The organism is Thermosynechococcus sp. HY213 (genome assembly GCF_031460975.1).
GTDB lineage: Bacteria > Cyanobacteriota > Cyanobacteriia > Thermosynechococcales > Thermosynechococcaceae > Thermosynechococcus.
Genome location: NZ_JAVKVB010000016.1, coordinates 416,293 through 429,244 on the forward strand (window position 1 = coordinate 416,293; position 12,952 = coordinate 429,244).

Genomic DNA, 12,952 nt, shown 5'->3' on the forward strand with positions numbered 1-12,952 from the left:
TAGCAGCAGTGGTGAGGTGGCAGCGATGAAAAAGAATATTCAGCGATTCATGGTGGCGATCGCCTTGATTATTGGCATCAGTGGCACAGTCATTCCACCTCAGGTGATGGCTCAAACCAGTGGCGGCCTATTGACCGCTGAGCAAATGAAAAAACTCAATCTCAGTGTTGAGCAAAAACAGGCGGTGCTGCGCCTTACCCTGCGCACCAACGATCGCATCCTGAGAATTTTGGATCGTGACCAACAGCGCATCTTTCGCAATGCCATCAAACAGGGGAAATCTACCGGTGAAGCCATGGACGCCGTTTCATTGCGCCCTGATCAAAAGACACAACTCTCGAAGGTGATGCAGGATACCCGCGTCGAAATGCTGACAATTCTCACCCCTGAGCAAGTGAAGCAACTGCAAGGATCCCGCTAGCGTTATGAACGTTTTTGTCCTCTGTACCGGTCGCTGCGGTTCGGTCACGTTTGCCAAAGCTTCCACCTTCATCACCAATTTCAGCAGTGCCCATGAGTCGCGGACATTCCTGCTCGGTGAGGTGCGTTTGGCCTACCCCGATCGCCACATTAGAAGTGGATAATCGCCTTTCTTGGTTTTTGGGACGACTCGATCAAACCTATGGCGATCGCGCCTACGACGTTCACCTGCGGCGGGATGACCTCAGTGTTGCCCGCAGCTACCGCCAGCGCTATGGCATCTAGATGATGAAAGCATACCGCGAGGGCATCTTGCTCAACTTGCCAGCCAATGCTGACCCCTTAGAGGTGTGTTTGGACGATTGCCATACGGTGAATAGCAACATTGAACTCTTTCTGCGGGACAAAACCCACAAAATGACGATTGATTTAGCGGACATTCAAACCGCTTTTCCTCAGTTTTGGGAATGGATTGGTGCTGAAGGGGATCTAGAGGCTGCCCTAGGTTGTTTTCAAACAAAGCATAATGCGGCTTACTTTATTCCAGCTACCGCCATTGATAGCCTAGTACGGTCAGTGCGACGGCTCCTACCTCAGCCGCCCATTCAAAACACCTTAAAAAAACACCTTAAAGTAGAAAATCCTCGGGTGGCTGCTGCGGGACTACAATCGGTAAAACCGGTTCGAGATTGCCATCGGGACGGCCAATAATCTGATGGGAAATGACCTCGTGGCCACTGAGCGATCGCGCTGCTCGAACTGCTGCATTCACGTCCGCCACCTCTCCCCGAATCACCACTGTCCAATAACCCGCACCAATCCCCTCACAACTGACAAGGGTAACCTGAGCCGCTTTGACCAAGGTATCGGCCACAGCAAGGGCTGCCGGGTACCCCAAGACCTGCACCATGCCTACTGCTTTTGCTGCCATTGCCATTCCCCCTTCCACGTCTCCCATATTTTAGAAAAGGGCTGTGCTTAAGCTGAAGAAAGAGTGACCTAATGTCCTAAAGGTGGAGTAGATTCGATGCAGACCATAGGGGCGATCGCTGAGCTAGAGGCGGCTCTTGCTAACAATGGCATTTCTGCCCAACAAGCCCTCACCCTTTTGACAGCCGCTCTTCCCTTAGCCGCAAGCAGTGATCCTCAAGAACCATTGCCCCCCCTCCTCAGGGCACTACAAACCGCGAGCGATCGCCTGCGCCAACAACAGGTAGGCGACACCGTCACCTATGTGATCAACCGCAACATCAACTTCACGAATATCTGCGAGCAACACTGTGGCTTTTGTGCCTTTCGTCGCGATGCCACCGCTGCCGATGCCTACTGGCTCGACATTGACACGATCCTGAGCAAAGTGGCTGATGCAGTTGCCCAAGGGGCGACAGAAATCTGTATGCAGGGGGGACTCAATCCAGCCGCTAAAGAATGTGGCTCCAGTTTGCGCTATTACCAATCCCTCGTGCGGGACATTAAAACGGCCTTTCCTGAAATCCATCTCCACGCCTTTTCGCCCCAAGAAATTCAATTCATTGCCCGCGAGGATGGCCTCTCCTATGCCCAAGTGATTGATGTTCTGCATCAGACTGGGGTGGACTCCATGCCCGGTACCGCTGCGGAGGTGTTGGTGGATCGGGTGCGCTCAAAAATCTGTCCTGAGAAAATGAACACCGCGACATGGCTAGAGATTGTTGAAACCGCCCATCGTTTGGGGGTATGGACAACCAGCACAATGCTCTGCGGTCACATTGAAACGCCAGCGGATCAGGTGGCTCACCTACAACACCTACAGCAACTTCAGCAAAGGGCTTTGGAACACGACTATCCCGCGCGAATTACCGAGTTTATTCTGCTGCCCTATGTGGGGGAACTTGCCCCCAAGGCAATGCGACAATGGGTAGGACACCCGCAACCGCAGTTATTACCCACACTTGTCCTCACGGCAGTGGCACGGTTGTTTTTAGGGCGATGGATTCCGAACCATCAGCCTAGTTGGGTCAAACTGGGTCTTGAGGGGGCAACCATGGCCCTGAATTGGGGCTGTAATGATTTGGGGGGAACACTGATGGAAGAACACATTACCTCAGTGGCTGGAGCGCAGGGGGGCACGGGCGTTAGTCCAGCAGATCTGGTGGCCGCAATTGGCTCCTTAGGGCGAACCCCATGTCAGCGCACCACACTTTACCATCCCGTTGGAGAGTTGCGATGACCACGGAATCTCAGCCTTCGGTTCAGTCTCCCCGTCGGTTCCGCCCTTGGCTGGTGGGGGGTATTGCTGTGGTTATTGTCGGGGCAGCCGCCGCTGCGGGGGTCTTCCTGTGGCAACGGTTTAGTCAACGTCCGATCGCGCCCGGAATGGCGATCGCCCCCAATAGCGCCCTACTGACCCTCACTTTACCCACGGATCCCAAGCCTTGGGAAGCCCTTGCCAAAAGTGGCCTGTTACAAGCCCAACCTTGGTTGAACCCCAGCTATGATCCGCTCTCGCCAGAGGGGGTGAATTTGGCGCAACTGGATTACCTCAAGGATGTGCGCCCGTTTATTGGTGACCAAGCCACAGTGGTCTTGTTGCCCATTACCCCAGAGTCCGTCAGAGAATTGCCGGTACCGCCCCACGTTTGGATTGTGCCGACCCTAAATGTACCGATGGGGGAGCAACTGCTGCAAAGCGTCATTGGCGAGCCGATCACAGAAATCAACGGCGTGAAAATCTTCAAGGCCAAGGGGATTCTCCCTGACCCCGATAGCGGCGCGATCGCCCTTATTACGCATGAGAATCAGGCCTACATCATTTGGAGTCAGCACCAGAGCGCCCTGCAACAAGTCATTGCCACCGCCCAAGCCAACAACGGCATTGGCAGCCAGCCCACCTATCAACAGGCAGTGAAAGGGTTATCGGATCATCGCCCTTTGGTGGAACTTTATTTGAACCTACCCGCCTTTTTAGCCAGTCAGATGGCCGCCCCTGAAGGAAGTCTGCCTGAACCGCCGCGGGAACTGCAAGGGATGGTGCTCACCGCAGACATGACCCCTGAGCAAATTGAACTGGAGGCAGTGACGTGGCGTTCGCAACCGGATCAAGCCCTTGTCAGTGAAGGTGACAGCCGTGAACTGAGCCGTCTGGTGCCAGAGACCACCTTGGCCTTTTACAGTACGGGTTCCTTTCGGAATTTATGGCAGAACACCCCTGTCTTTGTTCAAGAAACAATTGCCAATACGGTTAAAGATCTCACAGGCCTTGATTGGCAACAGGCCTTTGTGCCTTGGATGGATGGTGAATTTGCTGCCGCCTTTGTGCCCGTTCCCGCCCTAGGCAATGCCCCTAGTTTGCTCTTTCTGAGTCAGACCAGCGATCGCCCCCAAGCCAGTCAAACCCTGAGCCAGCTCGATAGCCAAATTCGCGATCGCCTACGGTGGCAAGTACAACAAACCGCCCCTGAACCGCAACCCCTCACCACTTGGCGCATTCCTCCAGGCCTGCCGGTGGGGCAGCATGGCTGGCTAAATGACCAGACCCTCTTTTTGGGACTTGGCCCGTTGACGGATATGCGTACCCCCCCTACGCGCTCCTTGGCTGACTCTCCCCTCTATCGTGCAGTGCTGCCCCATCCCAAGGGCACCCAGTTTTACCTCAATTTGAGTGATTTGGCGCCGTTGCAAAATAACTTGCTGTTGCCACAGTTAGCCCCTGAAATCGCGCGATCGCTCCAACCCTTTGCTGCCCTAGGCATTACCAGTCAGGTGCGAGATAATCAGTTTACCCACTACATGGCTCGAATTCGCCTAAAACCCCTCTCACCACCGGAGGTTCAGCCAACGCCGGGGGAACCCTAAAACTAGACGCAGATTTGCTACTGAAGGACATGACTGAATTACTGTGGAACCAGATGTTTTGCTGAAACGATATAGCGTGGGCGATCGCGACTTTGCCGGGGTACGCTTGCGCCGTGCTAACCTGAGTCGGTGTATTTTGACGGGCATTGATCTTTCCCGTGCCGATCTCACCGATGCTGCCCTACAGAGCACGAACCTGCAAGGGGCTGATTTGCGGGGGGCAATTCTCACTGGCGTGAATCTTAGTCAGGCGGATTTGCGGGGGGCGGATCTGCGGGGCGTGATTTTAATCAGTGCCGATCTCCGCTGGGTGTCGTTGCGCAAGGCCAACCTAACGGGGGCGGATCTCAGCCGTGCCAACCTTGCCAATGCCGATCTCAGTGAAGCCAACCTCACCGGTGCCCAACTGAGTGAAGCGATTTTGCGGGATGCTAATTTGACGCTCACGGATCTTACCCTTGCTGAGCTAGAACGTGCCAACCTCACCCGTGCCAACTTAACGGAAGCCTACCTGCGGGGCGCTGATCTTGCGGATGCCGTCTTGCGGGAAAGTCAACTGGTACAGGCCAATTTGCGCGGTGCCAACCTCAGTGCCACCAATCTGTACCAAGCCAATTTAGAGCGAGCCGTCCTGATTGGGGCGAATCTGCGTCGTGCCCGTCTTGAGGAAGCCCATTTGCGGGAAGTGGCCTTCAAAGAAGCCAACTTACGCCATGCCTGTTTGGACAAAGCCAATCTTGTTGGTGCCGATTTACGGGGAGTGAGCCTTGCCCAAGCACTGTTGCGGGGAGCCGATCTCAGTTCCGCGATTCTCATTGGTGCCAACTTAATGGGGGCGAATCTCAGCGGTGCCGATCTGCGGGGAGCCAATCTCATTGAAGCGATTCTTACCGGTGCCAGCCTCAATGGCGTTGATCTCAGTGCTGTGGATATGAGCGAGGCGATTTTGCCGGATGGCTATCTCTCGGAATAGCCTCAAGGGAAGACCGCTGCTGGTGTAGATTAGAAGATCGGTGATTTTGAGACAGGCATGGCAACCACGTATCGCATTGCTGTTTTGGCCGGGGATGGTATTGGTCCAGAAATTACGGCTGTTGCCCTCGATGTGTTACAGGCGATCGCCCCTCGCTTTGAATTGGCCTTTGACTTTATTCCTGCCCTTGTGGGCGGCTCTGCCATTGATGCTGTGGGGGAACCCTTGCCAGCAGCAACGCTGGAAACCTGTCGGCAAAGTGATGCCGTGCTTTTAGCCGCCATTGGCGGAACGCAGTGGGATAGCTTACCCCGTCATCTGCGCCCGGAAACGGGATTACTTGCCCTTCGCGCTGGTCTGGGTTTATTTGCTAACTTACGCCCCGCCAAGATTTTTCCGCAGCTGCTCCATGCCTCGTCCCTGAAGCCGGAAGTGATTGCCGGCGTGGATCTCATGGTGGTGCGTGAACTGACTGGCGGCATTTACTTTGGTCAACCGCGCGGTATTTTCACCACGGAAACGGGTGAGCAGCGGGGGGTGAATACGATGGCCTACACCGCCACAGAAATTGATCGCATTGGCCGCGTGGCCTTTGAAACGGCTCGCAAACGGCAGGGCAAACTCTGCTCGGTGGATAAAGCCAATGTCCTTGAAGTTTCCCAACTGTGGCGCGATCGCCTGACTGCGCTTAGCGCTGAATATCCCGATGTGGAACTCAGCCACCTCTATGTGGACAATGCCGCAATGCAACTGGTGCGTGCCCCGAAACAGTTTGACACAATTGTCACCAGTAACTTATTTGGTGATATTCTCTCCGATATTGCTGCCATGCTCACGGGCAGTATTGGTATGCTTCCCTCCGCCAGCCTAGGGGAATCCGGGCCGGGTCTGTTTGAACCGGTTCATGGCTCGGCGCCCGACATTGCCGGCCAAGACAAAGCGAATCCCTTGGCAATGGTACTCAGTGCGGCCATGATGCTGCGTTATGGCCTCAACCAACCAGCAGCAGCGCAAGCGATCGAAGAAGCGATTACTGCTGTTTTAGATCAAGGCTACCGCACTGGCGATTTAATGGCTGAGGGCTGTACGCTGGTGGGCTGTCGCGAAATGGGCAACCTCTTGATTAAAGAATTATCCCAATAGGCTCCTACTCCTTTGCTAGTAATCTTCAACTACTAACCCCTAGCTATTACTCCCCCAACATTGCCCACCTTCTTTGATTGGCAGGTGCCTCTGCTAGGATGTTAGGAGCTTTTGGTGCTCTTGGTAATGCGAAGATTATCCCAACTGGAGAGGCTTGTTGAGCCTTTTCTCTGGTATTTCCGTCTTTTTGTCATTATTCCCGTCATTTTTAGCCTACTCAGTACCTTTGCTCTATTTATTCTCGGCAGTCATGAAATTCTTTTAGGGCTGGGCATCCAATTTCGCAATTATGGGGATTCCACAATTTATATCAAAACCCTTGGCTACATCATCACGGGTATTGATTTGTATTTAATTGGCATTATTTTGTTGCTGTTTGCCCTCGGTATCTATGAACTGTTTATTTCTAAAATTGATGCGGGTCTGGCTCGCGATCGCGCCACTGATGTTTCCCTGATGCAGGCTCAGAGCTTAGATCAGCTTAAGGATAAACTGCTAAAAACAATCGTCATGGCTCTAGTGGTGACTTTCTTTAAGCAACTGATTGCCTTCAATGTCAAAACGCCCCTTGACCTACTCTATCTGGCCACCGCAATTCTGATTATTGCCATCAGCACATACTTGATGTACCGCGTCAGTTCAGAAGCCCATCACTAGATGCTTAGGGTTTCCAAGAAATGGTGTTTCTAAGTAGCATGAATCTGTGCCAACAGGGCATCCACCTGCTCAATACTCAGGGGTTGCGAGAAATAATAGCCTTGGGCATAGTCACAGCCCAGTTCCCGCAGTCGCGTCACTTGATAGGGATGCTCCACCCCTTCGGCAATCACTTCGAGTTCTAGCCCCTTGGCAAGGCTGACAATGGCATCAATGACGAGGTGTTTTTGGCTAGTTTCGGTGATCAGCTTCACAAAGCTGCGATCCACTTTGAGGATGTCAATGGGAAGATTGGTCAAGTAGGAAAACGAAGAATAACCCGTGCCAAAGTCATCGAGGCTGAGCTTGATGTCTTGAGCCTTGAGTTTAAGTAATATGTCGCGCACCTGATCGGGCTGATCAATGCCTACACTTTCGGTCATTTCGAGGTGCAGGCAATGGGGGGGAATCTGGGTTTGCGCCAAGGCGGCTGAGATTTGCTCCAAAAGGGCAGGGTACATCAGTTGCCGATTCGATAAATTCACATTCACAGACAACTGACACTGGGGAAATTGCTCGTGCCAGTGCTGAAGATCGCGGCAAGCCCGCCAGATCACCCAATCGCCAATAGGCAAAATCAGTCCCGTTTCCTCAGCAAGGGGAATGAAGCGATCGGGCAGTAATAAACCTTGGGTGGGATGTTGCCAGCGAATCAGGGCTTCAAAACCGTAGAGACGATTATCACTAAGACGATAGATGGGCTGATAAAAGAGGGTAAATTCATCCCGCTCAATGGCTTGGCGCAACCCCACTTCAAGGGAGAGGCGATCGCGCGCCATCAAATGCATTTCTTCACTAAAGACTTGATAGCGATTGCCCCCCGCCAGCTTGGCACGATACATGGCAATATCGGCATTGCGCAAGTAGTTTTCTGCTTTTTCAATGTGGGACGATCGCGTGGCCACGCCGATACTCACCCGCAGCGTAATTGGTTGATCTTTGACCATAAAGGGTTTATCGAGTTCACAGCGAATGCGATCGCACACCCCCAAAGCATCGTTGTTGTCACGAATATCATCCAGCAAAATCACAAACTCATCGCCGCCAATACGAGCCACGGTGTCATCGGGGCGCACAATTCGGGTGAGGCGATTGGCCAATTCAATCAAAATCAAGTCACCGCAACTGTGGCCGAGGCTGTCGTTAATGACCTTGAACCGATCAATGTCAATGAACAAAATGGCAAACTTGTAGTCGGGACGACGCCGACCATGGCGAGCCGCCTGTTCAATGCGGTCAAAGAGGAGCGTGCGATTGGCTAGCCCCGTCAGCGAGTCATGGAGGGGATCATGGAGCAACTGCCTCTCTGCAAAGTAATGCTCAGTCAAGTCGGTTAAAGAACCGGCAAAGCGTATGGCATTGCCATGGGTATCCCGCAGCACCAGCCCCCGTGCCAACGCCCAGCGATAAGAGCCGTTGCGATGTTGAATGCGAAACTCTTGGTGGAAATGGGGGGTTTGGCCGCGCACATGGAGCATTAAATTCAATTTGACCCGCTCAACATCTTGGGGGTGTATCCGCTTGAGCCAATCGTCAATGTGGTTGCCAATTTCGTGATCCTGATAGCCGAGAATATTTTTCCAGCGCGAGGAATAAAACGTCTCATTGGTCGTCAAGTTCCAGTCCCAGATGCCATCATTGATGCCACGGGTGAGCAACGCGTAGCGATCGCTGGTTTCCAGCAACGCTGCTTGGGTTAACTTTATATCCGTGATGTTGTAGCCGCAGATCAGGCCTGCGCCATTGGGAAACCGCACAAAAGCCCAGATCACCTCTCGGACTTGGCCATCTGCACCATGGACAGGTACCTCCTGCCAACCGCTAGGAGCATGAATCATCCAATAGTGAATTTGCCGCTGGGTCTCTGAATCGGGAAAGCATTGACTCAAAAAGTCCTGCGACAGTAAATCTGCTATATCCCATCCCAATTGGGTCGTGACCTCTTGGTTGATGGAGTAAATCTGCCCTTCATTGTCATAGAACAGGATCAGCAGAGGTAAACGGGCACAAACCCCCCGCAGCAACTCGTAGGGGTCTGCACTGGCTGGAAAATCAAATCCATAGCCCGCCTGCCCACCCATGATTGGCCGACCGAATTGAGGAAACAAAAACGAGGCATCATGCTCCATGATGCTATCCTAGCTTGAGTGTTCAGCAAATAACAGAGTGGTTTGACCTAGACCAATAAATAAAAGTGCTAGACACATTGGTACCTCTCCTGAAATTCCTATTATGAAGCGACAAAAATATTGATATCTCTTCAAATTCTTGTGCCTAGGCAGTTACTGACTCTTTGCCCACACCTGATGAGGTATATTTTAATCCCAAAACCCAGAAAATTTGCCGAGTGATTGCCTCATATTGCTCACTAGAGAGGAGGTCTTTTTTCTGATGTAAAAGAAGTAGCCGACTCAACTGTTCGGTGGCGGTTGCCAACTCCTCAGCCTCGGGATAAAGACTCTCCAATACAGCGCCTAGATCCGCTTCTGCCATAGCCACCCCTTCAGCAATCACAGGCTTGAGCATTGGCGCATACTGACGCAGTAGATGCCGTAGGTAATAAATTTGGGAAATGGATAGGTGTAGCATAATTACTTGATGCCTGCTTTGCCAAGGGAACAATAGAAAAATTTTGGCTTCATTCAAAACCTACCACGCACCTCGGGGAAAAGGGGTTGCTTAGGCTACACTATCTTAGGGAATGTTCTAAATTTTTCTTTAATTTCTTGCTGCTTTTTTATTGATTAGACTCGTCCTTTGCTCTTATCTTTATGATTCTTAACATTTTTTTATAGTCAATCCCTAGGGTCTCCTAGGCTTTTTTGCGGCCATTGAGGGGTCGTTGCAACGAAACTCTTTTCAGAACGATAACGGCAAGGCGGTTGGTGTTTTCAGCCTAGTGCGCAAAAAAGCCCACAATCACCAGCGGAATAAAGAGGCTTAGGGCAGCAATGAGGAGTAAATTTTCTGGCTCGACGTTAATGATCGTGGGTTGATTACGTTTCTTTTGGGGGTTTGGATCGGTCATGGCAGGATACCCGATGGATACCCCTAGCCTAACAAACGCTGTCGCAGCCCTTGCGAATGTTAATCGCTCGAAAGAATCGGCTATGATACTCTCAGGTGCCTAAATAAGCGGGGATCCCTATGCAGTGTCCCTATTGCCACCATACGGATAGTCGGGTTCTAGAGTCTCGATCGGCAGAGGGGGGGCAAAGTATTCGGCGGCGTCGAGAGTGCCTCCAATGTAGCCGTCGCTTCACCACCTACGAGCGGATTGAGTACGTTCCTATTACGGTCATTAAACGCAATGGCGATCGCGAGTCCTTTGATCGCTCAAAATTGTTGCGGGGCATCATGACCGCCTGTGGCAAAACCAACATTCCCCAACAAAAAATTGAAGCCCTCGTAGATGATATTGAGGCGGATTTGCAGTTGCGATCGCGCCGCGAAGTCACCAGCGCTGAATTGGGGGAAGCAGCACTCCAACGGCTGCGTCATCTTAGTGAAGTGGCCTATGTTCGTTTTGCTTCGGTCTATCGCCAGTTCCAAGGGATTAGTGATTTTGTTGCCGAATTAGCCCATCTCCAAGAGACCCCTGCTTCACCAGAGTTGGTGACGGCCTCCCAGTCTTAGCGCTGCTTCATCGGTAAGTCGGCATTAATTGTGTCAATGAGCCGCTGCTCCTCGTCATTGATCTGGTCAATGTAGTGATCAAAAATTTGCGCTAACTGCGGTGCATAGAAGCGGTGCAGGCTGTAGTTGGGCGTCGCTGGGAAGCCCCGCCGTTTTTTATGGCGTCCGCCCGCCCCCGGATCAAAGCGCTGAATGCCGTTGGCGATCGCCCATTCAATGGGTTCATAGTAACAGGCATTGAAGTGCAGGCAATCAATCTCCTGGACACTGCCCCAATAGCGACCGTAGAGATTGGCTCCCTTGGTAATACAAAACGACATGGCAATGGGACGCTGACCGCCATTGCTGGGATAGGCAGCAAAGAGCACCACGCGGTGACGATAGCGATCGCTCAGGGCTTCAAAAAACTGCCGTGTTAGATACTTGCTGCCCCACCAGCCAAATTTGTCGCAGGTATCGGCATAGAAATCGTACATCTGTCGCAACAGGCTGCGGCTGACCTCATCCCCCTGATGAACCCGAAACGTGAGATCCGCTTGAGCCACGGCCTTGCGTTCCCGCTTGATGTTGCGGCGTTGGTTGGCATTGAAGTCCGCCAAATAGTCGTCAAAGGTCTGATAGTTGCGATTTTGCCAAATGTAACTGTGGTGGAGCCACGCACGATAACCGTAGGCTTCGGCAGCGGGTTGCCATTGGGGATCGACGTAGAGAAAGTGGCAACTGGAAAAACGGTGACGCTGACAGAGGCGATCAATTTCGTGGAGCATCACCTTGGTCATCAGAGCCACATCCACTCCCTCGGCCATGAGAAAGCGATAGCCCACCGCCGGCGTAAAGGGCGCCATCCCCAGCAGCTTCGGATAATAGCGAATGCCCAACCGCGCCGCCAGCTCTGCCCATTGGTGATCAAAGACAAATTCCCCTTGACTGTGGCCTTTGACATAGAGGGGAGCGGCAGCGACCAGTTCCCGCTGACCTTGGCGATCGCGCCAAACCAAGAGATGATGGGGGAGCCAACCGGTTTGCAGCGTTGCACTGCCAGAGGCTTCAATTTGGTGCAGCCATTCCCATTCAAAGAAGGGGGTTTCTAGGGGCAACGCAAGAGCATCCCACTGCTCCTCGGGAACGCTGGCGATCGCATTCACCCACTGAATCGTTAGCTCCGGTGCCAGTGCCGCTGCAAACTCTGCCATACCCCTCAGGGAAACTGTGTCTCTGTTGTACTATAGCAAGTGCTTTAGATAAAGACACTGCCATCGGGCATTAATGCCTGCTCCAAGCAAGCCTCCAGCAACAGGGCACTACTGAGATCAGCACGTATTAGGTTGGCTTGACGTAAATTGGCACCCTTGAGATTCGTGCGGGCTAGGTAGGCATCAATGAGCCGAGCTTCTTGCAAATCCGCCCTAGTGAGATCCGTACGCCGCAAATCCGCCTTATTCAAAACCGCTTCCCGCAAGTTCACCCCTTGAGCTTGGGCATCATCAAGCCGCGCCTCAGAGAGAATCGCTTGACTTAAATCCGCTTGCGTGAGAATCGCTCCCCGCAGGTCTGCTTGAGCCAGCCGCGACTGCCGTAAGTTGCTTCCCACCAGATTCGCCTCATAGAGAATGGCACGGGTGAGAATCGCCCCCTGAAGATTGGTATTTGCCAAATTGGCTTGGGTCAGGTTGGCGGCATTAAGGTTGGCCTCCTTGAGATTGGCTCCCTTGAGGTTAGCCCGTGATAAATCCGCTCCTGCCAAATTCGTTCCTTGGAGATCGACTTGGCGGAGATCTGCACCCACCAGACTTGCCCCCTCCTGATAGTTCTCTTTGCGAAAGTTAGCACTGCGCAGACAGGAGCCAGCCAAAACCGTATGGCTTAAATTCACCTGTCGCAAGTCACTACTCAGGAAGTTGCAGTCGCGAAAAACCGCCAATGTGAGATCTGCCCCCTGCAAATTGGCGCGATCAAAAACGCAACCATGACATTGGGCATCACGAAAATGGCTATCGTTAAAAACTGCTTGGGTAAAGTTGCATCCTTCCAAGCGTGCTCCCGTCAACAGAGCATAACTAAAATCAGCACGGCCAAAATGACAGAACTGCAAGTGTGCCCCCTGTAAACTAGCACCCCGCAAATCAATGCCGATTAAATCGGCGCCAACCAGATTGAGGCCAGTCAGATTCACAGTTTGAAAATTGGTTTGACCCTTGGCATAGCAGGCGAGCAATTCTGCGGATTCCATCGTTAGTCTCCAGCAGGGAG

The 12,952-nt window shown here is 52.6% G+C and carries 16 protein-coding genes; 10 read left to right on the top strand and 6 right to left on the bottom strand.

The annotated features are described in order from the left end of the window. Window positions 1-25 precede the first annotated feature (25 nt). The 4 genes from RHK62_RS11640 to RHK62_RS11655 are packed head-to-tail and all read left to right on the top strand — an operon-like array spanning window position 26 to window position 1,131. Window positions 26-421: a Spy/CpxP family protein refolding chaperone gene (locus RHK62_RS11640; protein ID WP_206200040.1), complete on the top strand. Its 396-nt coding sequence runs from the start codon at window positions 26-28 to the stop codon at window positions 419-421. Window positions 422-425: 4 nt separating this feature from the next. Next, window positions 426-584, top strand: a complete 159-nt coding sequence (locus tag RHK62_RS11645) for a hypothetical protein (protein WP_310453753.1) — start codon at window positions 426-428, stop codon at window positions 582-584. Beyond that, window positions 577-705 carry a hypothetical protein gene (locus RHK62_RS11650; protein WP_255521451.1) on the top strand — a complete coding sequence of 43 codons (129 nt, stop codon included), beginning with the start codon at window positions 577-579 and terminating at the stop codon, window positions 703-705. The genes RHK62_RS11645 and RHK62_RS11650 overlap by 8 nt, the downstream gene beginning before the upstream one ends. Then, window positions 706-1,131: a hypothetical protein gene (locus RHK62_RS11655; protein ID WP_206200042.1), complete on the top strand. Its 426-nt coding sequence runs from the start codon at window positions 706-708 to the stop codon at window positions 1,129-1,131. On the opposite strand, the gene RHK62_RS11660 is transcribed toward RHK62_RS11655, so the two are convergent. After that, entirely contained in the window at window positions 1,049-1,351 is a 303-nt protein-coding gene (locus tag RHK62_RS11660) for a carbon dioxide-concentrating mechanism protein CcmK (protein WP_310453768.1), read from the bottom strand. The two genes, RHK62_RS11655 and RHK62_RS11660, sit on opposite strands and share 83 nt — an antisense overlap. Before the next feature lie 96 nt (window positions 1,352-1,447). Here RHK62_RS11660 and cofH point away from each other — a divergent pair, with 96 nt between their 5' ends. The 5 genes from cofH (at window position 1,448) to RHK62_RS11685 (ending at window position 7,027) form a co-directional block, all read left to right on the top strand. After that, window positions 1,448-2,629 (top strand): 7,8-didemethyl-8-hydroxy-5-deazariboflavin synthase subunit CofH, encoded by a 1,182-nt coding sequence (gene cofH / locus RHK62_RS11665; protein ID WP_302677695.1) that lies wholly within the window; start codon window positions 1,448-1,450, stop codon window positions 2,627-2,629. Beyond that, window positions 2,626-4,254, top strand: coding sequence for a DUF3352 domain-containing protein (locus tag RHK62_RS11670; RefSeq protein WP_310438119.1), 1,629 nt, complete (start codon window positions 2,626-2,628; stop codon window positions 4,252-4,254). Before cofH ends, RHK62_RS11670 begins: the two co-directional genes overlap by 4 nt. Window positions 4,255-4,312: 58 nt before the next feature. Further along, a complete protein-coding gene (locus tag RHK62_RS11675; protein WP_302677693.1) occupies window positions 4,313-5,227 on the top strand; it encodes a pentapeptide repeat-containing protein in 915 nt (304 codons plus the stop codon). A gap of 57 nt (window positions 5,228-5,284) precedes the next feature. Further along, window positions 5,285-6,370, top strand: coding sequence for a 3-isopropylmalate dehydrogenase (gene leuB, locus RHK62_RS11680; protein ID WP_310453754.1), 1,086 nt, complete (start codon window positions 5,285-5,287; stop codon window positions 6,368-6,370). 126 nt (window positions 6,371-6,496) lie between these two features. Continuing rightward, entirely contained in the window at window positions 6,497-7,027 is a 531-nt protein-coding gene (locus RHK62_RS11685) for a YqhA family protein (protein WP_149819084.1), read from the top strand. 29 nt (window positions 7,028-7,056) lie between these two features. On the opposite strand, the gene RHK62_RS11690 is transcribed toward RHK62_RS11685, so the two are convergent. The 3 genes from RHK62_RS11690 to RHK62_RS11700 all read right to left on the bottom strand — a co-directional run bounded on the left by RHK62_RS11690 (window position 7,057) and on the right by RHK62_RS11700 (window position 10,094). After that, on the bottom strand, window positions 7,057-9,195 hold the full coding sequence (locus RHK62_RS11690; RefSeq protein WP_310453755.1) for an EAL domain-containing protein: 2,139 nt from the start codon (window positions 9,193-9,195) through the stop codon (window positions 7,057-7,059). Between the two features lie 145 nt (window positions 9,196-9,340). Continuing rightward, the gene (locus RHK62_RS11695) at window positions 9,341-9,655 is read right to left on the bottom strand and encodes a hypothetical protein (protein ID WP_310453756.1); all 315 of its coding nucleotides are present in this window, start codon (window positions 9,653-9,655) and stop codon (window positions 9,341-9,343) included. 307 nt (window positions 9,656-9,962) lie between these two features. After that, window positions 9,963-10,094, bottom strand: coding sequence for a hypothetical protein (locus RHK62_RS11700; RefSeq protein ID WP_302677689.1), 132 nt, complete (start codon window positions 10,092-10,094; stop codon window positions 9,963-9,965). Between the two features lie 119 nt (window positions 10,095-10,213). Between RHK62_RS11700 and nrdR the strand changes: the two genes are divergently transcribed. Continuing rightward, window positions 10,214-10,702, top strand: a complete 489-nt coding sequence (gene nrdR, locus RHK62_RS11705) for a transcriptional regulator NrdR (RefSeq protein ID WP_206200049.1) — start codon at window positions 10,214-10,216, stop codon at window positions 10,700-10,702. Here nrdR and RHK62_RS11710 read toward each other — a convergent pair. Together RHK62_RS11710 and RHK62_RS11715 are read right to left on the bottom strand one after the other, a co-directional pair. Continuing rightward, window positions 10,699-11,895 carry a GNAT family N-acetyltransferase gene (locus RHK62_RS11710; protein WP_310453757.1) on the bottom strand — a complete coding sequence of 399 codons (1,197 nt, stop codon included), beginning with the start codon at window positions 11,893-11,895 and terminating at the stop codon, window positions 10,699-10,701. The two genes, nrdR and RHK62_RS11710, sit on opposite strands and share 4 nt — an antisense overlap. A 44-nt stretch (window positions 11,896-11,939) precedes the next feature. Then, window positions 11,940-12,932 (bottom strand): pentapeptide repeat-containing protein, encoded by a 993-nt coding sequence (locus tag RHK62_RS11715; RefSeq protein WP_206200051.1) that lies wholly within the window; start codon window positions 12,930-12,932, stop codon window positions 11,940-11,942. Window positions 12,933-12,952: the final 20 nt, after the last annotated feature.